Genomic DNA, 25,179 nt, shown 5'->3' on the forward strand with positions numbered 1-25,179 from the left:
AAAAATCCCCATTTATTAGATCATTATTTGACATTTTCCCAGTGAGTCCACAGCTCCGGCGGGTTAAGCTCGTACTTATCATTCTCCCGGTACATGAATTGGTGCATAATGAACTCGCGGCGGATTGTGGCATAATCATCGTGGAACGGCTTAATGAACTCATTGATCTCTTTCTCCGAATAGACCACACCCGGTTCGAGCTTCTCCACCATATATTGCAGCGCGATTAATTTTTTCTTGTATTGTGCGGGAATCTGGCGCAGCCGTCCGTCTTTGGCAAAAAAATTACGGAGCACCGACTCCTTCAGACTGTGTTCAGGCGACTCTTCCTCCATCTCCTCCACCCCCTTTGCAAAAATAAATTTCAGCGAGGCCTCAGAGCCTGACTGGATAAACTCGGGATTCAGCTTGAAATATACAGTGTTCTTGTCTCTGCGCTCCTGAATGAGAGCAGCTTCACGCAGCTTGGCTGCATGATGGGTCACCGTAGGCTGTGACAGATTCAGCTTCTCGGCTAAGGCGTGACCGTGAACCTCGCCCCGGGACAAGAGCAGAAGTATGCGCAGCCGGGTGGGATCGGATAAAGCTTTGTGATAGGCGACAATTTTGTCTAACTGCAAGCGGGATCACGCTCCTACGGATATTCGTCAGGCAGTCTGGGGGAACTGCCATTTCATACTTTAGATATATATCTAATTATATACCCATCTTGACATCTGATCAATCCCCAATTTGCGGAATTCGCCGGCCATGGCAAAAAACAAAAATATAATGTACCATTTACTGAATAGAATACTACCTTAGGAGGACATAGATATTATGCTAGACGTTATTATTATCGGCGCCGGTCCCTGCGGACTGTCTGCAGCCATCGAATGCCAGCGCCAAGGGCTCTCCAGCCTGATTGTGGAAAAGAACTTCATTGTCCATTCCATCTACCTGTATCCGACCAACATGCAGTTCTTCAGCACCACCCCGCTGCTTGAGATTGGAGATGTGCCCTTCACCTCTCCGAATGACAAGCCTTACCGCCATGAGGCGCTGGTCTACTACCGCCGTGCGGCCGCGCAGCATCAGCTTGAGATTGCCGCTTATGAAGAAGCGCTGTCCGTTCTGCCGCAGGAGGATGGCAGCTTCGTTGTACATACGGTCAACAAGCGCGGCGAGGAGCAGCAGCGCAGCGCAGCGAACGTAGTCATCTCTACCGGTTACTTCGACCAGCCTAACCTGATAGGGATTCCCGGGGAGGAGCTGTCGAAGGTCACGCATTATTTTGGCGAGGCACATCCTTATTCCGGCATGAAGGTGGCTGTAATCGGGGGCAGTAATTCAGCGGTGGATGCTGCGCTGGAGCTGCTGCGGGTAGGCGCCAAGGTGGATATGGTCTACCGGGGAAGCAGTATCTCGGACAATATCAAGCCCTGGGTGCGTCCGATCTTCGAGAGCATGGTGCAAAAGGGTAGCATTACGCTGCATCTGGAATCGCGCGTCACGGAGATCACCCCGGCCTCTGTCTTGGTAACCTCCTCTGTGAACGGGGAACCTACCGAGCTGGATAATGACTTCGTACTGGCGATGACCGGCTTCCGTCCCAGCAGAGCCCTGCTCACCTCTGCCGGGGTGCAGATGGATGACTCTATGGATAAACCAGCCTTTAACCCCGCTACCATGGAGAGTAATATACCGGGCATCTATGTCGCCGGGGTTATCGCTTCCGGACGGAATGCCAACGAGGTATTCATCGAAAGCGGGCGTGGGCACGGCAAGCTGATTGCCGATCATATTGTGAGTACAAGGCTTACTTAAGAGAAGGAGTGTATCCAAGCTATGGATATAACCTCGTTATTGCTGCTGGGTCTGGCAGCGCTCGGTGTCATCAGCAGTAACTCACCGATAACCATCGCCATGGTCGTGCTGCTGCTGATCCGTGTGCTGGGACTTCAGCAGGCTTTTCCCTGGCTGGAGAAATACGGGCTGACCGTCGGCATTATCATCCTGACCATCGGGGTCATGACGCCGCTGGCCAGCGGGAAGATCTCCCTCCAGACCGTCGGACAGTCGTTCCTGCACTGGAAATCCCTGGCCGCCATCGGAGTTGGCGTCCTGGTCGCTTATCTGGGCGGACGCGGAGCCATGCTCATGGGCAGCCAGCCGACCATCGTCGCCGGGCTTCTCATCGGAACCGTCCTTGGAGTGGCTCTGTTCAAAGGCGTTCCCGTGGGACCGCTGATTGCCGCCGGCATCCTGTCGCTGTTGATTGGCCGGATGTAAGCCGGTATCCACCGCAAGACCAAGGCAAGACGAAACAGGCTGCAAGCCCACCTATGCGGGTGGACTTGCAGCCTCTTTTATTGGACTAAGAATAGTATAGCCGCGTTATGCATCCAGCCGCTGAACGTTGAACAGCCGGGCGTAGCTCCCCGCAAGTCCCATCAGCTCTTCATGGGTGCCGCGTTCGGTGATCTCCCCGTTCTCCAGCACGATAATCTGGTCGGCATGGGTAATCGTAGACAGCCGATGAGCCACAATCAGCGTCGTCCGCTCAGATGCCAGGGACTGCAGCGCCTGCTGGATGAGATGCTCAGACTCCAGATCCAGCGCGGAGGTCGCTTCGTCCAGAATCAGCACCTTGGGGTCCTTCAGGAATACCCGTGCAATCGCCACGCGCTGCTTCTGTCCGCCGGACAGCTTCACACCCCGTTCCCCCACTTCGGTATCATAACCTTCCGGCAGCTGCATGATGAAGTCGTGGGCATTCGCAGACACCGCCGCCTTCATCACCTCCTCTTCCCCCGCTTCCGGGTTCCCGAACCGGATATTGTCGCGTACCGAGCCGCTGAACAGGAAATTATCCTGCAGCACCATGCCCACCGTCTGCCGCAGACTCTCCTGGGTCAGCCCGCGGATATCGTGTCCATCCATGCGCAGACTGCCTTCGCTGATATCGTAAAAGCGCGGGATCAGGCTGATCAGCGAGGATTTGCCGCCCCCGCTCATTCCGACAAAAGCCACCGTCTGGCCCGGAGCAATGCTCAGGTTAATGTCCCGCAGCACCCACTCGTGCTCGTCGCTATACTTGAACCACACGTTGCTGAATTCGATCTTCCCGGCTGCCTTCAGCAGCGGCTTCGCGCCCGGAGCATCGACAATATCATACGGCTCATTCAGCAGCTCCAGCACACGTTCAAGGGATGCCGAAGCCTGGGTCAGCACGGTCGAGGAGTTGATCAGGCGGCGCAGCGGCGCATACATCCGGTCCAGATAGCCGAAGAAGGCCACGAAGGTCCCGAGCGTCAGATTGCCCTGGATGACCTGGTATCCCCCGTATCCGATGACAAGCAGCGGAGCAATATCGGTCAGGGTGTTGATAATCGCGAAGGTGAAGGCATTCCAACGCGTCTGCGCGAGCGCTTTTTGCAGGAACTTGCCGTTGATCTCCTCGAATTGCCGCTGGTCCACCCGCTCCATCGTGAAGCTGCGGATGACCGCAATCCCCTGAATCCGTTCATGCAGATAGCCCTGAATGACGGCAAGTGCCTGCGACCGGTCTTTGGTCAGCACCTTGAGACGCTTGTACAGCGTATTGACGGCAATCCCATATAGCGGCAAAATGGCAATCGCCACCAGCGTCAGCACCGGATTCAGATAGAGCATGAAGCCCAGCGCGAAGAGCAGGGTGAACATATCCAGCCAGACATTCATCATTCCGACCTCAACCAGGTTCTTCGACTGCTCCACATCGTTAATGAACCGGGAGATGGCCTCGCCCACCTTCGTATTCTGGTAATAACGCAGCGACAGCCGCTGCAGATGCCCGTAGAGCTTATTGCGCATATCGAAGAGGACCTTGCTCGTAATCAGCTGGGCGAAATACTGGCGGTAATACTCCACCGGCCCGCGGACAATCACGAACAGAATCAGGCCCCCGCCGATTACCGTCATCAGCTTCGAGACCCGCTCCGCTATCGTCAATGCCGGATTACCCAGCAGCTCATCGACTACATATTTGAGAATCATCGGCAGCGTCAGCGGAATGCTGAATTTGACCATCCCGATGATCAGAGTGAGCACAATCCATTTCATATACGGCCGAACAAAGGTATAATAAGATTTCCAAGGTTTCACAGCGTGTCAGGTCCTTTCCAATTCATTCTTCATCAGGGTGCAGTTGACATTTGCGCGCTGCAGTGTTTTATTATTTTTAAACAGTTACGGTTGCAGTACCGAAATTCAGGAGGATAATGATGCCCAGACAATTTGTGACGGAAGCCGTCATGATGGCGATTTACGGCCAGCTTCTCATCCCGCGGAGCCCTGTAGAATATATAGTCCCTTATACCACAATTATGGAGCTTTACGAGCTGCGGGACAGCGATGAGCCGGTGATGAGCCAGGCGGATGATGACAAGCATGTCAGACTCAGAATCCGCGAGCTGATCAACTATTTCGAGGAGCCGCTCAATGCCAAGAAGATCAACCGCTGCCTGAATATCCCCTGGGCCAAAAGCTCCGGCATCCTCCTCGGCGGACACGCGCAGATTACCATCATCAACAGCATCGACAATGCCTCCTACGGCGAAGCGTTCGATCCGATTGAGACAGAGCTGCTGCTGGCGTCCCAGCGTGAGAAGGTGCCGATTCTGACCGACCAGTTCGAGCTGATCCAGCGCATCATCGAAGGCGGAGTTCCCGTTCAGGTATATGACATTGATGATTTCGAATTCGCCATGGAGGAAGAAACCTTCCGCAGCTCGCACTGATCGCGCCACCTGAGCGGCGGGCAGCTTCGTTGGCCTGGTGCGTACAAGTGGAGACGGCCTGGCCGTCTTTTAAAGGACGGTACCGTTTCAGCGAGAAATAGAAGGATAAGTTATGGTGTGAAACCTATAAATTTTTATATCTTGGAACAAGCCCTTGCCTGACGGCAAGGGCTTGTTCCGCATCCCTGGCAGTGCCGGGATCTGCCATTCGCTCCAGCTCTCCCTTATGCCACCGGCACAGGCTCATACTTATATTCGATGTCATCCTCTGCTTCAGAATAGACAATCGACAAATTGTACCCCTCCATATACCACAGATCCTGCTCCTCCATATAGAAGGTCAAGCCGCCTTCCCCGAACTGCACAGCAGGACGTCCAGGCTGCTCGGTAGCAATGCCCAGCGAGAAGCCGGGATGCAGGCCTCCGCCTGAGCTGTACCGGGGGAACAACCGGATATATGCGCCCTCCTGGAGGCTCAGTTCTCTTTTGAACCAGGCGGCTGCTTCCGGACTAATTAATATGTTCATCTCTCCACTCCTCCCCTCTACCCCAATCATACCCAAAAAACTTCAATTCACCAAATTACTGCAGCACTCCTGCCAGATATCCTGCCGCGCCGCAAAATTAAGTTTGACAATTCTTAAAGTGTGATGATAAACTCGGAACATAACGAAACGTCTTCAAGTAATTACCAAAATGAAGAAAGGGTGATCTCGGTGTTGAATATGGATATGGATATGGTATACCTCGCCACTATTGTAGAAAACTATACCCAACTGAATACCGAAGCAGCCCGAGCAGTGGAGAATTCCTGAGGTTCATGCGTATTACGCGTAACGTATGAGAACAGGCTTAACTTATCTCTCACATGTCTCTGTGCTGCTTATAGCACCGTGGACATGATAACCGCAATTAGAGGCGTATCATCCGTTTTCGGATGGTACGCTTTTTCGTGTGCTATGAGGTTATGATCCGCTGGGAAATGTCCGTAAATGTTCCGTTAAACAAGCTAACTTCGAAATTACTTCAAGCACGAAAGGAAGGGATTCACCTTGTTCTCCGTACTCCGAAATCTCGGCTGGTTCTTCCGCCGGGAAAAAAGGCGCTATACTATAGGCCTCATCCTTCTTATTGTGGTAGGTGTGTTAGAACTCCTGCCTCCACGCCTGCTGGGCAACGCCATTGACGAAATCGTCACCGGCGCCATCACCGCAGGTTCACTGATGAAATACATTGGCCTGATCGTACTTATGCTGCTGATCATTTACTGGATCACCTACATATGGATGCACAAGCTGTTCGGGGGATCGAATCTGGTGGAGCGCCTGCTGCGCTCGCGGTTCATGAATCATCTCATGACGATGACCCCCGCCTTCTTCGAGCGTAACCGCACCGGCGATCTGATGGCCCGCGCCACCAACGATATCCGCGCCGTCTCTGCAACCGTAGGCTTCGGGATGCTCACTCTTGTCGACTCCACCGTATATCTCACGGTCGTCCTGTTCGCCATGGGGTTCCTGGTCAGCTGGAAGCTGACACTGGCCGCGGTCATCCCGCTTCCGATGATTGCGGTAGCCATGGTGTTCTACGGCAAAGCGATCCACGACCGTTACAGTCTGGCACAGGATGCCTTCGGTGACATGAACGACCAGGTACTGGAATCCGTATCGGGTATTCGCGTCATCCGCGCTTATGTGCAGGAGCGGCACGATGAGAAGCGCTTCTCTGACATTACAGAGGATGTGTACCGCAAAAATATGGCGGTCGCCCGGGTCGATGCCTTCTTCGAGCCGACGATCCGCTTGTTCGTGGGTCTCAGCTATATCATCGCCCTGACCTACGGAATCTATCTCGTATTCCGCAATCAGATTACGCTGGGCGATCTGGTGTCGTTCAACATGTACCTCGGGATGATCGTGTGGCCGATGTTCGCGATCGGCGAGCTGATTAATATCATGCAGCGCGGCGGCGCTTCACTGGAGCGGATCGACGAGACGCTGAATGCGAAGCCTGATGTTAAGGATGTACCTCATCCGGTTCCCGTAGCCCAGCCGACCACCATCGAGCTGAAAGATGTAACCTTCCGGTATCCGACCTCTACCATCGATAATCTCAGCGGAGTCAGCTTATCCCTCTCCCAAGGCCAGACGCTTGGCGTGGTCGGACGGACCGGCAGCGGCAAATCGACGCTGCTGAAGCAGCTGCTGCATGAATACCCGGCGGGAACAGGCGAGATTCTGATCTCCGGTGTGCCGATCACCCAGATCGCCCTCGACCAGCTTCACAGCTGGATGGGCTATGTGCCGCAGGAGCAGATCCTCTTCTCCAAATCGGTGCGCGAGAATATCCAGTTCGGATACTCCGGGGCCAGCGATGAGCGGATCATGCAGGCGATTACCGCCGCCGCCTTCCAGAATGACCTTGGTACCTTATCCGACGGGCTGGATACAATGGTTGGCGAACGCGGCGTCTCCCTATCGGGGGGACAGAAGCAGCGTGTCTCAATCTCGCGTGCCTTCATCTCGAATCCTGACATTCTGATTCTCGATGATGCCCTGTCTGCCGTTGACGCGCGGACAGAAGCGAAGATCATCGAGAACATCCGCGAGGAGCGCAGCGGCAAAACCACGCTCATCTCCACCCACCGCCTCTCGGCGATTGAGCATGCCGATCTGATCGTTGTCCTCGAAGACGGGCATATTACAGAACAAGGTACACACCAGGAGCTGCTGGAGCTGAACGGCTGGTACCGTGAGCAGTTTGACCGCCAGCAGGTCGAGAATAATCTGACGAATGAATAACCCCATACAGGAGGTGTCACCGTTGACACAGAGTACAGGCAAACGTCTGCTGCAATATGCACTGACCGCCAAAAAGACCTTTATTGCCGCCCTTCTGCTCCTGACCATCGGAGTAGCGGCTGAGCTGGCAGGGCCTTTTATCGCCAAGAGCATGATTGACAATCATCTGCTTGCGATAGAGAAGCCCTACTTCCAGACAGCCTTGCCGGAGGATGCTGCAGAATATAACAACACTTATTACAAACGCGGTGACCGTTTTGCCGCAGGTGAAGCCAAGGGCCAGGAGGTCCGCCTGCTTCAGGCGGGCAGAAGCTTCTACTTCATTAATGAAGCGGTACCGAAGGCCGAAGGCGAGCGCAGCTTCGCAGACGGGAAGCTCCAGATCAAATACGGCGAGCAGACGACGGCCTATCCGGCTGTCAAGCTGTCGGCGGGTGATCTGTTTTCCTTTTACAAGCCGGAGCTTCCTGGAATCTATCAGTTAGTCGCTCTATACGCCATGTTCCTTGTCATCTCCATTATTGCTGAGTTCGGCAAAACCTACTGGCTGCAATCGTCTGCCAATCAGGTCATCCGCAAGCTGCGGACCGATGTCTATGCCCATATCCAGCGCCTGCCGGTCTATTTCTTCGATAATCTGCCTGCCGGTAAGGTTGTGTCACGGGTTACCAACGATACGGAAGCAGTCAAGGATCTCTTCATTGCCGTGTTATCCAACTTCGCTACAGGAATCATCAATATCACCGGTGTCTATGTGGCCCTCTTCCTGCTCGATGTGAAGCTGGGACTGGTCAGCTTGTTCATCGTGCCGATTATTATTCTCTGGATCGTGCTGTACCGCAAAATCGCTACCAAATACAATACGATCATCCGCTCGCGGCTCAGTGAGATTAATGCCATTATCAACGAATCGATTCAGGGGATGTCGATCATCCGGATTTTTCGCCGCCAGAAGCAGAGTAGCGCTGAATTCGAGCAGCTCAATGACGACTATCTGAAATATCAGAACAAAATGCTCAACCTGAACGCCTTCACCTCCCACAACCTGGTGAACTCGCTGCGCAGCCTCTCCTTCGTGCTGGTGCTGTGGTACTTCGGCTTCGGCAGCCTGGACGGGTCGACCTTCGTATCGCTTGGCGTCCTGTATGCCTTCGTCGATGTACTGGGCCGGATGTTCCAGCCGATTACGGGGATGGTCAACCAGCTGGCGAATCTGGACAGCTCGATGGTCTCCGCAGGCCGCGTGTTCACGCTGATGGATGAGCCGGGAGAACCGGTCACTGACGGATCGATGCCGCGTTACAAGGGAAATGTCGTGTTCAAGGATGTCTCCTTTGCATATAAAAAGGACTTCGTCCTGCGCGATATCTCCTTCGAGGCGCGCCCAGGCGAGACCGTCGCCCTTGTGGGCCATACCGGCTCCGGCAAAAGCTCCATCATTAACCTGCTGTTCCGCTTCTATGATCCGCAGCAGGGAAGCATAACGATCGACGGGAAAAAGGTCAAAGATCTGCCGAAGCAATGGCTGCGCAGTCATATGGGCATCGTGCTTCAGGACCCGTACCTCTTCACCGGAACCATTGCCTCCAATGTCAGTCTGGGTGACGAGCGGATCTCTAGAGAGCGTGTCGAACGCGCCTTGCGTGAGGTAGGGGCCGATAAACTGCTGGCTCACCTGCCGCAAGGCTTCGATGAACCGGTCATTGAGAAGGGCAGCACCCTGTCCGCCGGACAGCGGCAGCTGATCTCCTTCGCCAGAGCCTTGTCCTTCGATCCGGCGATCCTGATTCTGGATGAAGCAACGTCCAACATCGATACCGAGACTGAGAGCATTATCCAGCAGGCGCTGGAGGTGTTGAAAAAAGGCCGGACCACCTTCATCATCGCCCACCGGCTGTCAACCATCCGTAGTGCGGACCAGATTCTGGTGCTGCACCGGGGCCAGATTGTTGAACGCGGCAACCATGATGAGCTGATGGCGCAGGGCGGCAGGTACTTCCGCATGTATCAGCTTCAACTGGGTGCAGGAGCCGGGAACGGCTCAGGCGAGGCAGCTCCTCTATCCGGGGACCATGCTTCTTCCGCTGTACTCCGGCCATCGCTGGAGCAGATCTAGTTTGGCTGCTTAAGTCCAGCGGCTCTAGTACAGCAATTTAAGGCCACTGGCGGCAACAGCATATACCTGTCATACATCGAACCTAGAACACCCCCTGATGCGTTCCTGCGTCAGGGGGTGCCTTTCACTTGATATCAGAACGTTTGTTCTGTATAATGGAGCAATACATATTATGGATGAGGTGAAGATGATGATAATCTACAGTCTTAGCAAGCGGCAAGCCCGGCTGTTCCTGCTGCGCCATCAGCGGCTTGTCCCGGACGGATTGCCCGGCGGCAAGCAGAGCATCTATGACTTCGTCCGGCATGTAGGCTGTATTCAGTATGATCCGCTCAGCATAGCCGGACATAACCACGAGCTGGTGCTTCAGGCGAGAATCCCCGGCTTCGTGCCTGAGATGGCCAATGAGCTGCTATATAAGGACAGACTGCTGATTGACGGCTGGGATAAGAACATGTCGATCTACTGCACGGAAGACTGGCCGTATTTCCAGCGACGCAGGGAAGCTGCTGCCAGGCATCAGCATAACGAGGCCATGGCGGCCATGATTACCCATGTCCGTGCGGAGCTGGATGCACGAGGGCCACTCTCGTCACTGGACCTGGAGAGTACGGAGAAGATCGACTGGTCCTGGGCTCCGGCAAGACTCTCCCGGGCTGCCATGGAGAGCATGTACTTTTGGGGCGAGCTATCCATCCATCACCGGGTGCACACCCGCCGTTATTACGATTATACGGCCAAGCTGCTGCCTCCTGAACTGCTAAGCGCAAGCGATCCTAACGAGACGCTGGAGCAGCATCACGATTGGTATGTGCTGCGCCGGATCGGCAGCATTGGCCTGCAATGGAACCGGTCCGGGGACGGCTGGCTTGGCATCGCTGGCCTGAAGAGCAAAGAACGGACAGCGTCCGTGCAGCGGCTGCTGCAGAAAGACCTGCTCCGCGAGGTACAGGTGGACGGCCTGAAGCTACCGCTATACATCCGCACAGCAGACGTCCCTGAGCTTGAAGCCATATTGCTTCAGGATGATACTGCGGGTGCAAATGAATCCGCAGCCGGGCCGCAGGCTGGTAATGAGGGTGGGACCGGTCATGCCGGAGGAGCGGCCTCCTTCGCGGCGGCACTGGCTCCGCTGGACAATCTGTTATGGGACAGAGAGCTGATCCTCCAGTTGTTCGGCTTTCAATACCGCTGGGAGGTCTACAAGCCTGTGCTTGAACGGGAATACGGATACTATGTCCTCCCCCTCCTCTACGGCGACCGCTTCATCGGCCGGCTGGAGCCGGTGATGAACAAGAAGACAGGTGTTCTAACCATCGTCCGCTGGTGGTGGGAGGCCGGAGAGGCGCTTGAACGCTCCATGCTCCCTGCGCTGACCAGGGCCTTCTCCTCGCTGCAGCACTCAACCGGAGCCTCCACGATCCGCTTCGCGCCGGATATCGTCCAATCCTGCGGACTGCAGGAGCTGGAGGAGGCGCTGTCTGCCACTCCTGTAAAGACAAATTAATTCAATCATCTGAATCATCCTGCGGGCAGAGGATATAAAAACTTAGGGGGCCACACAGCTTGTGTCGGTGGACCCCCTCCCCACAATACTCATCCGCCTACTTCGGAGCAACCGGTTTATTCGGGGGCATTAATGCCCCTCCTTTGGGGATTTAGCTCGTATCCGACAAATTCAGGTGCACTAGTGCTCTTCATTCGCGTGCGTTGCCCCACATTCGCTGAATTCAGGAGCATTTCTACCCCTCACGAATCAGGATCTCCGTCAGCAACATTTCGGCCCACATTCCTCCTCCCCGCTAACACATTGTATTCGGTTTTCCGTATACATCCGACCCACTCACACCCCCGCCAATACATTGTGTTCGGTTTTCCGCATACATTCGGCCACTCACACCCCCACCTACCCCAATGTGTTCGGTTTTCCGCATACATCCGGCACACTTCCCCCCCGCCAATACATTGTGTTCAGTTTTCCGCATACATTCGGCACACCTACACCCGCACCAGCCCATTGCGTTCGGTTTTCCGCATACATCCGGCCCACTATTACGCTCAGCTCGTATAACCAAAGAAAACTCCCTCTGGCGCAGTCTTGCTGCGTCAGGGGGAGTCTTCTCGTAAGGTTAGCTATATTTCATCGGGTGCCTTATTGGATATGCTCTTCCTCAAGGCCCAGCTTGCTGTACATCTCGGTACAATAGCCCTGCAGCTTAATCTCCAGCCGGCTCGCCTTGTTCTTGAAGCGTTTCAGTTCACGGATCATATGGGCCCGGCCGGCTGGGGTGAAGGTCTCTTGAATCCGTTCCTTGAAGTAATCATGGACAATATGATTGCGTTCCTTCCATACAGCCTGCAATTGACTCGTCTCTTCCTCAGAGAAGGGGAAGTGATGCTGGATTTCTTTGATGAGTTGGCCGAGTGAATTGCTAAGCTTGCGTTGATACAATTCTGCGATTTCGGCGTCAGTTGGCGTCTTGCCCTGCGACAGCTTCGTCAGCAGCAGCAGATTCGTTAATTGCTGCTCCAGCGCCTGGCAATAGTAGACAGCCAGACCGAAATAAGCAAATAGCTCTTTGGATTGTTCACTCTCCGGTATTTGTGTATCCTTCATCGTTCCTCCCGTTCTTGATCTGATCATATTTGAGTTTATATTGTTTTGTTATAGTCCATTCGGCCGGAACGGTAAATGTAGAATCCGGCAAGCAATAGTATGTACGCCAACGCGTGGGCATAGGCTCCTAGCACGGAGGACACTGGCAGAGTCTCTGCATTCATCATCCTGTCCATGACCGGATATACCGGGGGCAGGAGAATAGATACAACGGGCCCTGGCACCACTTCAGCCACTTTACCGGCGCTAATAGACAGAATGAGGAGGATCAGCATCATTCCGGCCGCATATCCAGCCCGTGGTACCCACGAGGATTGCAGGTACAAGGAGAGTGTAATCCCTAATAACCCCATTAGAGCATGTCCGGCCAAACCAAGCAAGATCCGCTGAAGTCCGGCAGGTTCATGGAAGCTTCCGGTTAAGACGGGATACATAACAATGACTACATCCAGCAGCAGCGTAAGCAAGACCATTGTAAGCAGACCGCCGATACTGTAGCGGCGGGCACTGCGGAGCTGAACGATAACCACCTGCTTCTGTACCGCCTGCTCATGGTTAAGGAAGCTTAAGCCGAGCCACGCACAGGCTATGAATAGAAAGACTGCCGTAGCCGAGTAGCTGCTCATGACCGGATTAGGCTTATAGGAATAGAGAATTAATACCGCAATAATTACACCGGCAACCGGTCCGAAGAACCGCTGGGAGACTGTATAACTGTGCAAAAAATAACCGATTAGCCCTTTCACCCGCGTCCACTCCCGCTCTGATCCTTGGGATCCATCCACTCGGCCAGGTCACTTAATCCCCCGAGAGGCTTCACTGAAACTATGGAACCGCCCGCAGCAAGAATCTGCAGCAGGCAGGTATCTGACATTTTCTGTTCTACAGTCAACCCTGTACACGCTGTACCGGCGAAGTCCGGCTCCGGCAGCATATGGATGACTCCAGGCAAGGCTTCCAGAGCCCGCTGGGTTTGTCCCGGCAGTGCTGTATAGACGATATCCACTACTGGAGTACTCTTCAGCTTCTCCGCTCCATGAATCGTCCGGAGGGTCTGCCCTTCATGTAATACATATACGGTATCCGCAACAGCTTCGATGATCTGCGGTTCATGAACGGACAATACGAGTGCCGTCCCCTCCGCCTTCAGCTCCAGCAGTATTTCGATAAGCGTATCTTGTGCCGGCAGATCCAGTCCGGACATGGGCTCGTCAAGCAACAGCAGCTGCGGCCGGATGAGCAGGCTCTGGATCAGGTTGACCTTCTGCAGCATTCCCTTGGAGAAGCCTGCCAGCTTGTGACTGCGGTACGATTCGAGACTGAACAGCTGCAGCAGTTCGTTGATCCGGGACGCCGAAGCCGCTTCGGAGAGTCCGGCAATCCGGCCCATACAGCGCAGATAGTCCTCGGCGGTGAGCTTCAAGCCGGGAAATGCCTCGGGTGCATAACCTGTGGTTATCGCCCGACGGTCGCAGGTAAGATCACCGGAGGACAGCTTCAGCAGCCCCGCGAGGATGGATAACAGCGTACTCTTGCCGGACCCGTTACGGCCGATCAGAGCCGTGGCCGTGCCGGGAAGAACTGTCATCGATATTCCGGTAAGTACCGGGCGGCTTCCATAGCGCTTGCTTCCTTCGGTAATTGTAATTAGAGATGTTGCATTCGTGGCTTCCAGGCCTCCTTCCATTCGTGCATGCCTATGGGCCGCATCGAACGGCAGCCTGATTATTCTCTTATGTAATATTCGCCGGAATGGCTTTATTCTCCTTTTTATTATCCCAGATCCATGAAATTCACATTGAAAAAACCAGAACTGTGCAGAAAAAAATCCGCACCCGCCCTGGTTCCTGTTAAGTATTCGATGCTATATATGTTAGTCCTAAAGGGTGATGTCAGGCGTAGACTTCAACAGCTTCACTGACCCTTCTGCAGGCCATGGCTGCATTGCGGCAGGTATCGATGCAATCCTGGCAATGGTTATGCTTATGACGGCTGCTTGTGTCCGCGCAGCGGTCACAGATGTCAGCACATAATTTGAGGATTTCGGCCACGAACGGGCTTCGGCGGGTCATCGCCTGAATAGCGAAGGAACAAATGTCTGCGCATTCACGGTCCAGCTGGATGCTCTCCCGCAGATCGGCCAGATCATATTCCTTGAGGCTTGAGACATAGCTATAGTTACAGGCATCCATACATTTAATCAAAGCATTAATGCATTCCTGATATTGAATTCGGGTCATAGCCTTACAACCTCCTGCAATTAGTATAGGGTATGCCTATGTATTAACCTGCAAGAATAAGAACGAACCATTCATAAGGAACTGCAGATTTGTTAACTATAGGCTTCGTTTGACCGCTGCGGGTCTCGTCAGCAGACGTCTCTCCAGGCGCAGAAGCTCCCTGCGCAGCTCACCGGAGGAGAAATGCTCACCGATGAATACTGCAACATCCGGCACCTCGCCCTGGGGCGTAATTCTCATGAAATCCGCTTCTCTGTAAGCGTACTGAAACAGAAACCGGCTGGAGGTATCGGTAAAAGTTACGATCCCCTTGGCCCGGTACACATCGCGTGGCAGCTCCTTCACAAACCGTTCGAATTCCTCGCTGTTCACGGGATTCTGGAAATAATGCGTGTAAGCCATCACATGATCATGCGAAGCATGCATCACCCCTTCAGCTCCGCCCTCCATATGCTCCCCGCCCTCAGGCCGGTCTTCCATATGAACGGCTCCCACACTGCCCAGCAGCGCTTCTGGCTCCAGTTCACAGCGTACCGCCGGCAGAATCTCCGCGTACGCATTCCACTTACGCAGCACCTCCGAGATCTCTGCAATCTCTGCGGCTTGAATGCGGTCTGTCTTGTTCAGGATCAGGACGGATGCACAGCGGATCTGCTCCTGCATCAGACGGTAGGTAGCCCCTTGCTGGGAGCGGTACAGCTCCAGCAGATGGGCGGTATCGACAACGGTAATCAGCCCCTTCAGCTCCACCTGCTGATATAGCGAAGTCTCCGTTACTGCATCCACAATCTCCAGCGGGTTGGCTGCGCCTGTAGCCTCGATGATAACTACATCCGGCGATTCTTTTTTGACCAGCGTGGTCAGCTCCGTACTTAAGTCCCCCCTGCTGGTGCAGCAGATACAGCCGCCCAGCATCTCTGCCATCGGCACAGACTGCTCCACCAGCAAGCCGTCCAGATTCACCTCACCCAGCTCGTTCATAATCACGGCCGGCCGGAGGCCCTGGTGATTCCAATGATCCAAGAGACGCTGCAATAATGTTGTCTTGCCGCTGCCGAGAAATCCCGACAAGATATATACTGGTAATGACTGTTCCAAGTTTGCTCTCTCCCTGCCTCAATCGGTTATGGTAGCGAGTGTACTACAATGACCGCCTCTGTGCAAGGCGGCCCTGCCTGGTGAGGCATACATCAGCTTCCCCCGGGGAGCTTGTTATTGCCGCTTCCATCCCCTATCATGGGAAATACAAGCTGCACAGCAGATACAAAAAGGAGCTGGTTCGTATATCATCCGTCGAAGAACACCGGAGCGAAGCCCCGGATTCAGTCGCTTGCTACATCATAACGGTCTCGGATACCCGCACCATCGATACGGACACCGGAGGTCCGCTGATCCAGAGTCTGCTGGAAGCCGCCGGTTATACCGTGACCGGCCGCACCATCGTCAAGGATGATTATGAAGATATCCGGGAGCTGGTCTACAAAAGCTCCGTTCATTCCGGCATCGAAGCTGTGCTTCTGACCGGAGGGACCGGCATTTCCCCACGTGACACCACCTATGAGGCCGTAGCCTCTCTGCTGGACAAGTCGCTGCCGGGCTTCGGGGAGATTTTCCGGCTGCTGAGCTTCACCGAAGATATCGGCTCTGCCGCCATGCTCAGCCGGGCCATTGCCGGGACAATCGGCAGTACCGCTGTCTTCTCCATGCCCGGCTCCACCGGTGCAATCAAACTGGCTATGGAACGGCTAATCCTGCCCGAGCTGCGCCATGTCATGCGCGAGATCTACAAGCGTCCGTGAGACGCAGCATGGCCGGACACCTATTTTGCCGGAATCTAGACGAATGAACAAGCAGGCTCCTGCATAACGCGTATACTGGCATAAGTCCACTGCGAAGGAGCTGAGTGTAATGAGAAATTGTCCGAAATGTCCTGCTGAAACGGTTACAGATCCCACACAGGTTATATATGAAGATTACTATCATCCCCAGGTGGTCCAGGTGGTCCACCATGTCGAGGTCGTCAGACGCCACCACTGTGTTCCAGTCCCTCACCATATCTACACTTATTCCGTCCGGGATGAAATGTGCGGTCCGACCGCAATGGTGCGCAGCAGAAGAAGATAACCTGCCATTCCCGTCTGTACGATAGTATATTGTAAAGACAAAACCGCCGTCTGCGCGTGAAGGATACGCGCAGCGGCGGTTTTGCCTTTTCCGGGAAGTCTATACGATTGGCGGGTCTGTATGAACGTCTGCATCGGGTGCTGTAGCCGCCCAGCGTGTGAAGGTGACCTGAAACCCGGCCCGCGTTGGAGCACACAGGAAGGGTCCCGCCTGGCTGCCAGTCTCATGGGGGAACCGGGCAACGCGGATAGTCCGCCAGGGATGATTCTCTGTTCGCGCTCTGAGGATTACCGCATCCTTCATCCGTGAAGCCCGCAGGGTAATCACTTCACCCTTCCACTCGGGCACAGGGGACAATGACCAGTCAGAGTAACCGTCCGTCACGACTGCACCTATATGGGGAATACCGTCATTCAGCTCAATACCGGCTTTGATCCATTGCTCACCGCTGTGCCATAGCATAATACCTGCCTGGTCGTACAGCTCCGTGAACCCGTCCAGCGCAAAGCTGATCTCTATCGCCTCTGCCTTATCCCAAGGGGCAAGCAGCGCATGACCGTTGTCATGCTGGAAGCCGTACATCGTCTTTTCCCAGTAATCGCTGCCCTCCGCTGCATGGACCACCAGTTGACCGTCAGCGGTGCTGCTTGATACCGGTTCATTGCTCCATGCTCCATCCTGCCACTCTATGAATCTCATTACAGGCTCACCTCTCCTTGTCGTCTGCTCATCATCCGGTTAATCACTTCAGAGCTTACTATCATCACTATTATATACCCAATCATTGCCGGCGGGAGAATCATGAAGGTGCTCCGCGCCGCTGCCCAGCCCAAGAGCGGAGGCAAGAACGCACCGCCGGTGTAGGCCAAGGCCATCTGATACCCCATAATCTTCTGCGAATGCTCCGCTCCGAACCGGGCGGGCGTCTCATGCAGCATGCAGGGGAAGATCGGTGCCGAGCCGAGGCCGATCAGAATAAAAGCAACCAGTGAATATACCGCTGGAAGCGGCAAGGCCAGCAGCAGCGCACCCGCGAGTGAGATTGCCAACCCTCCGCGAATCAGCGTACGGTTGCTGAACCGGAAGGTAATGAAGCCGGTAATCAGCCGCCCGGCCGTGATTCCGCCATAATAGAGCGAGACCCATCCGGCCGCCGTTGCCGGGGATACCTCCTTGACGTTCACCAGATAACTGCTGCCCCATAGCCCCACCGTAGCTTCCACTCCGCAATAGAACAAGAAGGTGAGCATCGCCAGCTTCACGCCTTTGATCCGCAGCACCTTACCCTCAGCAGGAACGGCCGTAGGCCGGGAATCTAACTTCTCAGGCATCTCTACAGGCTGCTGGCCGCCCCGTTTGCTTACCTTTGTCCACAGCGGCAGACTGAAGAACAGTACCACGACTAACGCGAACTGAATCATGCTGACCGCGAAAAATCCTGTTCTCCAGGACTCGCCATTCGCAATATATCGCGACATCAGAATCGGCCCCAGCATAGCCCCTATCCCCCAAAAACAGTGCAGCCAGCTCATATGATGCGCTTTGTAATGAGTCGCCACATAATTATTCAACCCTGTATCGATCGAACCGGCCCCCAGACCCAGCGGTAAGGCCAGCAGAGCCACCCACACGACGGAAGAGGAATAAGAGAAGCCGAGCAGGGCCAGAGCGGTTACCGCCACGCTGATAAAAGTAACCAACCCCGTCCCGAGCCGCTTCAGCACCACACTGCTGGCCAAGCTTGAGATAATCGTCCCGGCGACTACTATCATCGACAGCAGTCCGGCCAGCTCGACCGGCGCCCCGAAATCCAGCCGGATAATCGGCCAGGCTGCGCCAAGCATCGAATCTGGCAGTCCCAGGCTGATGAACGCCAGATAAATAATGATTAAGAACACCGTTGCCATGTTTCCCTCCTATCCCTTCCCTTGCAGGTGAACTACACCATCGATAGAGTTGCAAGCTTCTTGAATGCAACCTTTTTCATTTGCGTTTCCCCTCGTTACTATATCACTTTGCATGATTATTTTATAATATTCTTCCGTTCTGGTTACAGCTGCAAAATAGCCCGGCAGAGTGACTCTGCCGGGCGGGTACTAACTTTAGCTATTGCTTGCTTACAAATGCTAAGACTCCAATAGACCTTACACCTTACAAGTCTGGATGCTCATGCTTCGCCTTGAGGCGGCTCCAGCGGCGCTGAACTTCACCCTCGAAGCTGCGCAGGGCCGGTTCATTCTCCGGCTTCAGCAGATGGCGGGTCTTGCCCATCGTCTTCAGCCAGGCAGATACTTCTATCCGTTTGTCCTTGTCTTCCGGGTTATAGGTGATACTCGTAATTCCCTGCTCTACTTCATAGAGCGGGAAGAAGCAGGATTCGACAGCCAGGGACACGATATCTGTGCCGTCCTTGTCGTCGCTCATCCAGTTCAGCGGACAGGCAATAAGAATCTTGCCGTAGACCAGACCTTCATTCTGCGCATACCACTGGGCCTTCGCCGCCTTCTTCAGCATATCCTGCGGATAAGCTTCACAGCCGGTGAAGACATAAGGAATGTTGGTAGCTGCCATAATCTGCGCTGTATCCTTGTGCTGGGTCACCTTGCCCTGCTGGGTTTTGCCGATGCTTGAGGTGGAAGTCCGGTGTCCAAGCGGTGTCGAATAGGACTGCTGCGCCCCTGTATTCATATATCCTTCGTTATCATATTCCACGATGATCATCTTGTGGCCGCGCAGCGCTGCACCGATCGCAGGTCCCATCCCGATGTCCATCCCGCCGTCGCCGGTAACCATAACGAACGTGAAGTCTTCCTTCAGTCCCAGCCCGTCAAGCTCACCGCGGCGTTTGCGTTCCCAGAACATCTCAACCACGCCGGACAGTGTAGCTGCCCCATTCTGGAACAGGTTGTGGATGAACGTCGATTTATGGGAGGAATACGGATAGCCGGTAGTCGTTACCATCGCGCAGCCGGTGTGGTAGAGCGCTACGATATCCCCTTCGATCCCTTTGAAGAACAGCTCCAGCCCGGAGAAAATCCCGCAGCCCGGACATGCCCCATGTCCTGGAGACAGACGTCTTGGCTTCTTCATCAGCGAACGGACCGGCGGAACTCTGACACTCAGCTTGCCGGTCTCTTCGTTCTGAGTTACCGTGATCAGGCCGGTCTTCAGCTTATCGAAGTCCATCGGCTTCAAGAGGCGCTTCGGCGCATTCTCCGGCGCCCCCGGATTGTGGCCATAGTAATCAAAAGGAATCTCTACACGGTCCGCAACAACGGCATCCATAGCCAGCTGGAAGAAGTGGTGTCCGTCTTCGGCATAGAAGTCTTTACCGCCCAGACCGTAGATCCGGCTAATCACCTTAGTCGTTGTATTGCCGTAAGTGAACAGTGCCGCCTTAATCTCGTTCACCATGTTACCGCCGTGTCCGCCGACCGAATCGGCACGGTCACCTACAGTAATGGCTTTGACATGCTTCAGCGCTTCAGCAATCTGCTTCTGCGGGAACGGACGGATCATGTTCGGGGAGATCGCCCCTGCCTTGATTCCCTGCTCACGGAGCTGATCCACTACGTCCTTAATGATCTCCGAAGCCGAGTTCATCAAGAAGACGGCGACATCGGCATCCTCCATCCGGTACTGCTCGATCATCTCATAATGGCGTCCGGTCAGCTCTGCGAATTCCTGGGCGATTTCTTCAAAGACTTCACCCGCATTGTACATCGCAACGGATTGCTGATAGCGGTTGTTGATGTAATCCGGTTCATTCATGTAAGGTCCCACAGTGACCGGATTGTTACGGTCCAGCGTATCGGTGAAGCCGGCAGGCGGTTGTTCGCCAACGAACTTGTGAACATCCTCACGGTGGGCAAAAGCCTGTACCCGGCGCTTCTGGTGCGAAGTGAAGTAACCGTCAGAGGCTACCATCACCGGCAGCCGGACTTTGGCGTGTTCCGCCAGCTTCAGGGCCATCAGGTTCATATCATAGACCGACTGCGGATCACGGCACATCAGGATCGGCCAGCCGGTGTTCAGGGCAAAGTACAGATCCGAGTGGTCTCCGTGAATATTCAGCGGTCCCGAGATCGAACGGCAGACCAGGTTCATGACCATCGGCATCCGCGTACCTGCTTGTACAGGCAATTGCTCCAGCATAAACATGTATCCTTGAGCGCTCGTTGCGTTGAACACACGGCCGCCTGCCGTCGAAGCACCATAGCAGATCCCGGCGGAGCTATGCTCGCCGTCGGACGGTACCAGCATAATATCGTGCTGGCCGCTGGCCTTCATCGTATCGAGGAACTGGGCCACCTCAGTCGATGGGGAGATCGGGAAATAACCCATGACATGATAGTTAATCTGATGCGCGGCATAGGCCGCCATTTCATTGCCGGACTCGTATAGGAATTTCTGCTCCACCTTGGCGGAGCCTAGTTCTTTTTCATAATCAATAGCCACAATGTATTCCACCTTTCTTCCGGGTTTTAGACTGGAGTAACCAGATCGAACTGATGCTTCACGGCATGGCTGTCCGCATAGCCTTCCTTCTCCCTCATGCTGGATAATGCCGAGGTCGGGCAGGCACCGATGCATTTCAGGCAGCCTTTACAGTACTGGTAGTCAATACCGAGCAGGAACATCTGCGAACGGCCCTTGCGGTCCAGGCGCTCTTCCCACACGAAGCATTGGTCAGGACATACCGTGTCACACTGTGCGCAGTTGATACAGGACTCGATCTCAAATGCCGGAAGCATACCGGAACGGGAGATGCTGAGATTCTTCAGGAAGCTGCCGCCCGGATTCGTGATCGTTCCGCCCATCGGCTGAGTCTCATAACCGAGAGCCGAGATATCGGAACGGACATATTCCGGCATGCTGTCGCCGGCAGCCAGCTCGAACTGCATGAATTTCACTTCATTGTAGCCGCGCTCGAAGGTCGTGATGGCCGACTGGACGGCCTGCGGATATTTTTTGCCGAGCGACTTCTCAATGACGCCCTTCATGATATCCGTATCCAGGAACGGGCAGAGCCGGAACAGCGCCCCGAGCATGGCCATGTTAACACGGTTCTTCTCCTTGAGTGCGATGCTGGTAGCATCGATTACCGCAATCGTGCCGGCCTTCATCTTCAGCAGCTCTCTGAGTTCTTCCGGCGTCTTGGCCGAGTTCACAAGAACGGTGCTGTGTTCATGAATTCCGCTGGTTACATTAACGGTCTTGGCAAGTGCTTCGTGGAATACGCCGACAACATGCGGACGCTCGACTGGTGAAGTATCGCGGATATGGGTATCCATATCACAGAAGCGGATGTGAGCCTTAACCGCAGACCCCTTCTTCTCCGAACCGTACGATGAGAAGCTGACGCCGTTCAGCCCTGCGCCGACCACTCCTGCTTCCGCCAGCATTTTACCTGCCAGGTTCGCGCCCAGGCCTCCAATGGATTCCAGACGAATCTCAAAGAATCCCAGCTCATTTACTATTGGCAATTGTACCACCGACATAACCCCTTTCTTAGTACATCCTTTTGACTTTTTAGAGCGATTGTAACTTGATTTTGCAAGCCGCGAAGTGACAAATCTTGCATTTTCCACGCTCAGGAAATCACAATTCTTTATAGATTCGGGCAGGTTCCTTTATACGCGACAGTGCGGTGTAATTTCAATAGAAGGAAAGCTTCCATGAAAACGACAAAATGTGAAAATTCTGTGTAATTCCGCACTTTCCCAAGCAAACTGTGGATGAGATGTCATCCTTAATTTAGCAATAAAATTAAAAATTAAGATGTTAAAAATATCACAGAATATTTGGTGTACAATAAATCTGCAATATCGTCAATGATAATTGTCCACTTTTTATGTTATAATATTTTTTCGATTTAATAATCGTTAGTGCCATTAAGCATACATAAAATAACCCGTCAGACGTAAGACTACGGGTTATTTTATGTATGCTTGAATACAAAACGATTTAGATGAACTTAGAAATAAGGAGCTTACTCTCTCAACGATTTATTTACGATCAGAACCAGTGTCAATTAACTGACTGCAAGAATAATTATTTATAGTGATCTCCTGATATTTCTACTCTCATTAGAAGCCCAGATTTAAGAAAATTCAGTAGATTCTTTATCATCTTCATCAGTAGGTTGTTGATCTTCTTCAACAGAACCTTGTGTTGATTCTTGCAATTCTTTTACTGAATTAGACTGTATTAATTTAGGATATGAAGGAAATTTATCTTTAGTATCTTTTGGAGCATTTAAAGCAGGGTGGATCTCTGCTCCCTCATAAATCAATCTGGTGAAAGTTATCACAACATGCTCAAATTTACTTAAATATTCTGGAGTGTTATTATTTATTGGAGAATTTTCCAAAAGTTCCGTAGCATGAACTTTACTTACATTAGTTAGGCTTTCATCTAGAGCCTTAACTAACAATTCTTGCGCGTCTGCAGTAGCATTTAATGATCTAGCAGCTGCCTTTAGAGTTTCAGTTTCATAATATTTTGATTTTAAATTTAATGCTGTGTTTACAATATTGCCTATTATCGAAACAGCGGCAGAAGTTCCTAAACCAATTGAAATCCATAAAGAACCTGACTCAAAGTTCTCCAATTCCACCTTTCCATTGATATCTTTATTAACAACCACAATTTCTAAGATATTATTCAAATCGTTAAAGAATTTCGATGTATCCTTTAAACTTTTAAAGTTAGGAAGCTTTACATCAATTGATTCCGAGGATTCTGGAGGAATTGAAATATGTGCAACATCTAAAATGGAATCAATTTTCTTTTTAATATATTGTTCAGCACGTTCCAAATTCAGTTTTGCAGATTTATCAACATCAACATAGTCCACTGAAGATTTATTCGAATAGATATAGTCCATACCTTTAAGTATTTCTATTTCTGCATCGATAAATCCAATCTGAGACAAATTGTCAATATTAAAAATAGTCTGTTTATAATTATGTACTCTAAAATCCCCGTTGCTTAAAGCCTGTATTTTAAAAGATATTTCAGGTTTAAGGTCTTGTACAATGCTAGCTATTTCACTTAATCTCATAATAGTCCTCCTACTTTTTAAATGTTTAGAATCTAATGCGAACATAAAATACAAATAACTATAAATCTTTTGATTATATAACAGTTGTTCTACTCAGCAAGATCAAGCTTTATTATAGTTGTTTGTGTAACAATTTGTAAATCAAAAAACTTGCCTCCTCAACATTCAATATAATGTAAAAAGACTTAGTGGCTTCCATTTCAAAATAATAACAGTACACTCTAAGTTAAGTCCTAAAAACTTACTCCCAATTATTTTCATTCCACTTATAACTTCTATTGTTTAAAGCATTTATTACAGGTTATTTATCCATTTTAAATTTATTTATTCTGAATCGAATTCATCGCAAGGCAAGAGTAACTCATAATTATCTTACACTCACTTTCAATAGGTGCTATCTTCTCAGAATCATGATAGAAATACATTCTTGCAGGGCATGATCGGCATAAGCTTTTTACAGGGCATGTACTGCAAGCTTCATAGTCTTCTTTTTTCGGGATTATTTCTACTGGTCCATCAACATTCTGAAACGTTCCCAAACTGAAGGAAACCTGATTATTAAACATATGACAAGGATACGTTTCACCTGTTGGATTCACTGCAAAATTATTTATACCAGCTCCGCAAAATCTCTGACTTATTCCTTTAGGTTTATTTAATAATGAATCATAGGATTTGTGTAATCCGGCATGGTTCAGTGTCCCACAAGATTTACATTCATCAATTGCATGCTTAAACAATTCTATAGCCGAGTTATATAGATTATTTTTGTAATCTTCTTTCGATGAATTGTTTACATATTCCGACTTGGCATCCAATTGTTCTGTAATAATAATTTTATTGGGCCCAAATGACTGTAGGTATTTATATATTGATAATGGAGTATGAGAATTTTCTATATGTTCCTTGGTATAGGTACATTCAATAGAAAAAGGAATATTATGTTTCTTTAAAATTGAAATACCTTTAATTGCCTTGTCAAATGATCCATTTCCCGATTTAAGTTTTCTATTTGTGTTGTGAATTTCTTTGGGACCATCAATACTGATAGTGATATCAAAGCAATATTTTTTTGCAATTAATGCAAAGCGTTGATTTACTCTAGTTCCGTTGCTTATTAATGTAAACAACGGCAATTCCTTTATTTTTCTCTCTTTAACTTTATTTTTCAAATGAATACAGAGCGACTCGATAGTATCAATAGCCAGCAACGGCTCTCCCCCAAAGAAAAATATTTCTTTGATTCCATTAAAAGCGTTCCAAAAATGCTCTACTATTTTAATTGCTTCTTCTTTTGACATTTGTCCTACAGGAAGGCCATAATCACCACCCATTGCATAACAATAGTTGCAATTTAAATTGCAATTGTGTGTAACTATTAAGGTAAGTTTTGAAAGCATATTAACATCACTCCATCAAAGTTATATTTTTTTCAGTTTTGATGGGCCCAAGAAT

The 25,179-nt window shown here is 51.8% G+C and carries 22 protein-coding genes; 8 read left to right on the forward strand and 14 right to left on the reverse strand.

Going from position 1 to position 25,179, the window contains the following annotated elements:
- Positions 1–23 precede the first annotated feature (23 nt).
- Entirely contained in the window at positions 24–620 is a 597-nt protein-coding gene (locus tag J2Z70_RS27655; RefSeq protein WP_036724591.1) for a DUF2087 domain-containing protein, read from the reverse strand.
- Between the two features lie 199 nt (positions 621–819).
- Between J2Z70_RS27655 and J2Z70_RS27660 the strand changes: the two genes are divergently transcribed.
- Positions 820–1,806, forward strand: coding sequence for a YpdA family putative bacillithiol disulfide reductase (locus tag J2Z70_RS27660; protein WP_209878474.1), 987 nt, complete (start codon positions 820–822; stop codon positions 1,804–1,806).
- 21 nt (positions 1,807–1,827) lie between these two features.
- Positions 1,828–2,271, forward strand: a complete 444-nt coding sequence (locus J2Z70_RS27665; RefSeq protein WP_036724588.1) for a DUF441 domain-containing protein — start codon at positions 1,828–1,830, stop codon at positions 2,269–2,271.
- Between the two features lie 105 nt (positions 2,272–2,376).
- Here the strand turns inward: J2Z70_RS27665 and J2Z70_RS27670 are convergent, their stop codons facing one another.
- Positions 2,377–4,125, reverse strand: a complete 1,749-nt coding sequence (locus tag J2Z70_RS27670; RefSeq protein ID WP_339248944.1) for an ABC transporter ATP-binding protein — start codon at positions 4,123–4,125, stop codon at positions 2,377–2,379.
- 119 nt (positions 4,126–4,244) lie between these two features.
- On the opposite strand from J2Z70_RS27670, the gene J2Z70_RS27675 reads away from it, so the two are divergent.
- Complete coding sequence (locus tag J2Z70_RS27675; RefSeq protein WP_036724586.1) at positions 4,245–4,760, forward strand: hypothetical protein; 516 nt, start codon at positions 4,245–4,247, stop codon at positions 4,758–4,760.
- Between the two features lie 224 nt (positions 4,761–4,984).
- Here the strand turns inward: J2Z70_RS27675 and J2Z70_RS27680 are convergent, their stop codons facing one another.
- Complete coding sequence (locus tag J2Z70_RS27680; RefSeq protein WP_036724585.1) at positions 4,985–5,287, reverse strand: HesB/YadR/YfhF family protein; 303 nt, start codon at positions 5,285–5,287, stop codon at positions 4,985–4,987.
- A 525-nt stretch (positions 5,288–5,812) separates the two neighbouring features.
- On the opposite strand from J2Z70_RS27680, the gene J2Z70_RS27685 reads away from it, so the two are divergent.
- The 3 genes from J2Z70_RS27685 (at position 5,813) to J2Z70_RS27695 (ending at position 11,184) form a co-directional block, all read left to right on the forward strand.
- Positions 5,813–7,561, forward strand: a complete 1,749-nt coding sequence (locus J2Z70_RS27685; RefSeq protein ID WP_209878476.1) for an ABC transporter ATP-binding protein — start codon at positions 5,813–5,815, stop codon at positions 7,559–7,561.
- Positions 7,562–7,583: 22 nt separating this feature from the next.
- Positions 7,584–9,677 (forward strand): ABC transporter ATP-binding protein, encoded by a 2,094-nt coding sequence (locus tag J2Z70_RS27690; RefSeq protein WP_245368560.1) that lies wholly within the window; start codon positions 7,584–7,586, stop codon positions 9,675–9,677.
- Positions 9,678–9,849: 172 nt separating this feature from the next.
- Positions 9,850–11,184 (forward strand): DNA glycosylase AlkZ-like family protein, encoded by a 1,335-nt coding sequence (locus J2Z70_RS27695; RefSeq protein ID WP_245368561.1) that lies wholly within the window; start codon positions 9,850–9,852, stop codon positions 11,182–11,184.
- A gap of 645 nt (positions 11,185–11,829) precedes the next feature.
- Here the strand turns inward: J2Z70_RS27695 and J2Z70_RS27700 are convergent.
- The 5 genes from J2Z70_RS27700 to J2Z70_RS27720 all read right to left on the reverse strand — a co-directional run bounded on the left by J2Z70_RS27700 (position 11,830) and on the right by J2Z70_RS27720 (position 15,632).
- Positions 11,830–12,321: a hypothetical protein gene (locus tag J2Z70_RS27700; RefSeq protein ID WP_245368562.1), complete on the reverse strand. Its 492-nt coding sequence runs from the start codon at positions 12,319–12,321 to the stop codon at positions 11,830–11,832.
- Positions 12,322–12,329: 8 nt separating this feature from the next.
- Positions 12,330–13,079 carry a hypothetical protein gene (locus tag J2Z70_RS27705; RefSeq protein ID WP_209878582.1) on the reverse strand — a complete coding sequence of 250 codons (750 nt, stop codon included), beginning with the start codon at positions 13,077–13,079 and terminating at the stop codon, positions 12,330–12,332.
- Positions 13,037–13,981 carry an ATP-binding cassette domain-containing protein gene (locus J2Z70_RS27710; protein WP_209878478.1) on the reverse strand — a complete coding sequence of 315 codons (945 nt, stop codon included), beginning with the start codon at positions 13,979–13,981 and terminating at the stop codon, positions 13,037–13,039. Before J2Z70_RS27710 ends, J2Z70_RS27705 begins: the two co-directional genes overlap by 43 nt.
- Before the next feature lie 205 nt (positions 13,982–14,186).
- Entirely contained in the window at positions 14,187–14,534 is a 348-nt protein-coding gene (locus J2Z70_RS27715) for a four-helix bundle copper-binding protein (protein ID WP_036699084.1), read from the reverse strand.
- A 96-nt stretch (positions 14,535–14,630) separates the two neighbouring features.
- On the reverse strand, positions 14,631–15,632 hold the full coding sequence (locus J2Z70_RS27720; RefSeq protein ID WP_209878480.1) for a CobW family GTP-binding protein: 1,002 nt from the start codon (positions 15,630–15,632) through the stop codon (positions 14,631–14,633).
- A 185-nt stretch (positions 15,633–15,817) separates the two neighbouring features.
- On the opposite strand from J2Z70_RS27720, the gene J2Z70_RS27725 reads away from it, so the two are divergent.
- Together J2Z70_RS27725 and J2Z70_RS27730 are read left to right on the forward strand one after the other, a co-directional pair.
- On the forward strand, positions 15,818–16,333 hold the full coding sequence (locus J2Z70_RS27725; RefSeq protein ID WP_209878576.1) for a MogA/MoaB family molybdenum cofactor biosynthesis protein: 516 nt from the start codon (positions 15,818–15,820) through the stop codon (positions 16,331–16,333).
- A gap of 109 nt (positions 16,334–16,442) precedes the next feature.
- Positions 16,443–16,658, forward strand: coding sequence for a hypothetical protein (locus J2Z70_RS27730; protein ID WP_209878482.1), 216 nt, complete (start codon positions 16,443–16,445; stop codon positions 16,656–16,658).
- A gap of 99 nt (positions 16,659–16,757) precedes the next feature.
- On the opposite strand, the gene J2Z70_RS27735 is transcribed toward J2Z70_RS27730, so the two are convergent.
- From J2Z70_RS27735 to J2Z70_RS27760, 6 genes are all read right to left on the reverse strand, one after another.
- Positions 16,758–17,357 (reverse strand): DUF1349 domain-containing protein, encoded by a 600-nt coding sequence (locus J2Z70_RS27735; RefSeq protein ID WP_209878484.1) that lies wholly within the window; start codon positions 17,355–17,357, stop codon positions 16,758–16,760.
- The gene (locus J2Z70_RS27740; protein ID WP_209878486.1) at positions 17,357–18,565 is read right to left on the reverse strand and encodes an MFS transporter; all 1,209 of its coding nucleotides are present in this window, start codon (positions 18,563–18,565) and stop codon (positions 17,357–17,359) included. Before J2Z70_RS27740 ends, J2Z70_RS27735 begins: the two co-directional genes overlap by 1 nt.
- Before the next feature lie 244 nt (positions 18,566–18,809).
- Positions 18,810–21,116: a thiamine pyrophosphate-dependent enzyme gene (locus tag J2Z70_RS27745; protein WP_209878488.1), complete on the reverse strand. Its 2,307-nt coding sequence runs from the start codon at positions 21,114–21,116 to the stop codon at positions 18,810–18,812.
- A gap of 26 nt (positions 21,117–21,142) precedes the next feature.
- Positions 21,143–22,153, reverse strand: coding sequence for a 2-oxoacid:acceptor oxidoreductase family protein (locus J2Z70_RS27750; protein ID WP_209878490.1), 1,011 nt, complete (start codon positions 22,151–22,153; stop codon positions 21,143–21,145).
- A gap of 608 nt (positions 22,154–22,761) precedes the next feature.
- Entirely contained in the window at positions 22,762–23,724 is a 963-nt protein-coding gene (locus tag J2Z70_RS27755; RefSeq protein ID WP_209878491.1) for a hypothetical protein, read from the reverse strand.
- 320 nt (positions 23,725–24,044) lie between these two features.
- Positions 24,045–25,124 (reverse strand): radical SAM/SPASM domain-containing protein, encoded by a 1,080-nt coding sequence (locus J2Z70_RS27760; RefSeq protein ID WP_209878493.1) that lies wholly within the window; start codon positions 25,122–25,124, stop codon positions 24,045–24,047.
- Positions 25,125–25,179 lie beyond the last annotated feature (55 nt).

Source organism: Paenibacillus silagei, assembly GCF_017874735.1.
Lineage (GTDB): Bacteria > Bacillota > Bacilli > Paenibacillales > Paenibacillaceae > Paenibacillus_AQ > Paenibacillus_AQ silagei.

Coding starts and splice junctions, on each gene's coding strand:
- J2Z70_RS27660 (WP_209878474.1), top strand. CDS start 820: ATGCTAGACGTTATTATTATCGGCGCCGGTCCCTGCGGACTGTCTGCA.
- J2Z70_RS27665 (WP_036724588.1), top strand. CDS start 1,828: ATGGATATAACCTCGTTATTGCTGCTGGGTCTGGCAGCGCTCGGTGTC.
- J2Z70_RS27675 (WP_036724586.1), top strand. CDS start 4,245: ATGCCCAGACAATTTGTGACGGAAGCCGTCATGATGGCGATTTACGGC.
- J2Z70_RS27680 (WP_036724585.1), bottom strand. CDS start 5,287: ATGAACATATTAATTAGTCCGGAAGCAGCCGCCTGGTTCAAAAGAGAA.
- J2Z70_RS27695 (WP_245368561.1), top strand. CDS start 9,850: ATGGATGAGGTGAAGATGATGATAATCTACAGTCTTAGCAAGCGGCAA.
- J2Z70_RS27700 (WP_245368562.1), bottom strand. CDS start 12,321: ATGATCAGATCAAGAACGGGAGGAACGATGAAGGATACACAAATACCG.
- J2Z70_RS27710 (WP_209878478.1), bottom strand. CDS start 13,981: ATGGAAGGAGGCCTGGAAGCCACGAATGCAACATCTCTAATTACAATT.
- J2Z70_RS27715 (WP_036699084.1), bottom strand. CDS start 14,534: ATGACCCGAATTCAATATCAGGAATGCATTAATGCTTTGATTAAATGT.
- J2Z70_RS27730 (WP_209878482.1), top strand. CDS start 16,443: ATGAGAAATTGTCCGAAATGTCCTGCTGAAACGGTTACAGATCCCACA.
- J2Z70_RS27735 (WP_209878484.1), bottom strand. CDS start 17,357: ATGAGATTCATAGAGTGGCAGGATGGAGCATGGAGCAATGAACCGGTA.
- J2Z70_RS27740 (WP_209878486.1), bottom strand. CDS start 18,565: ATGGCAACGGTGTTCTTAATCATTATTTATCTGGCGTTCATCAGCCTG.
- J2Z70_RS27755 (WP_209878491.1), bottom strand. CDS start 23,724: ATGAGATTAAGTGAAATAGCTAGCATTGTACAAGACCTTAAACCTGAA.
- J2Z70_RS27760 (WP_209878493.1), bottom strand. CDS start 25,124: ATGCTTTCAAAACTTACCTTAATAGTTACACACAATTGCAATTTAAAT.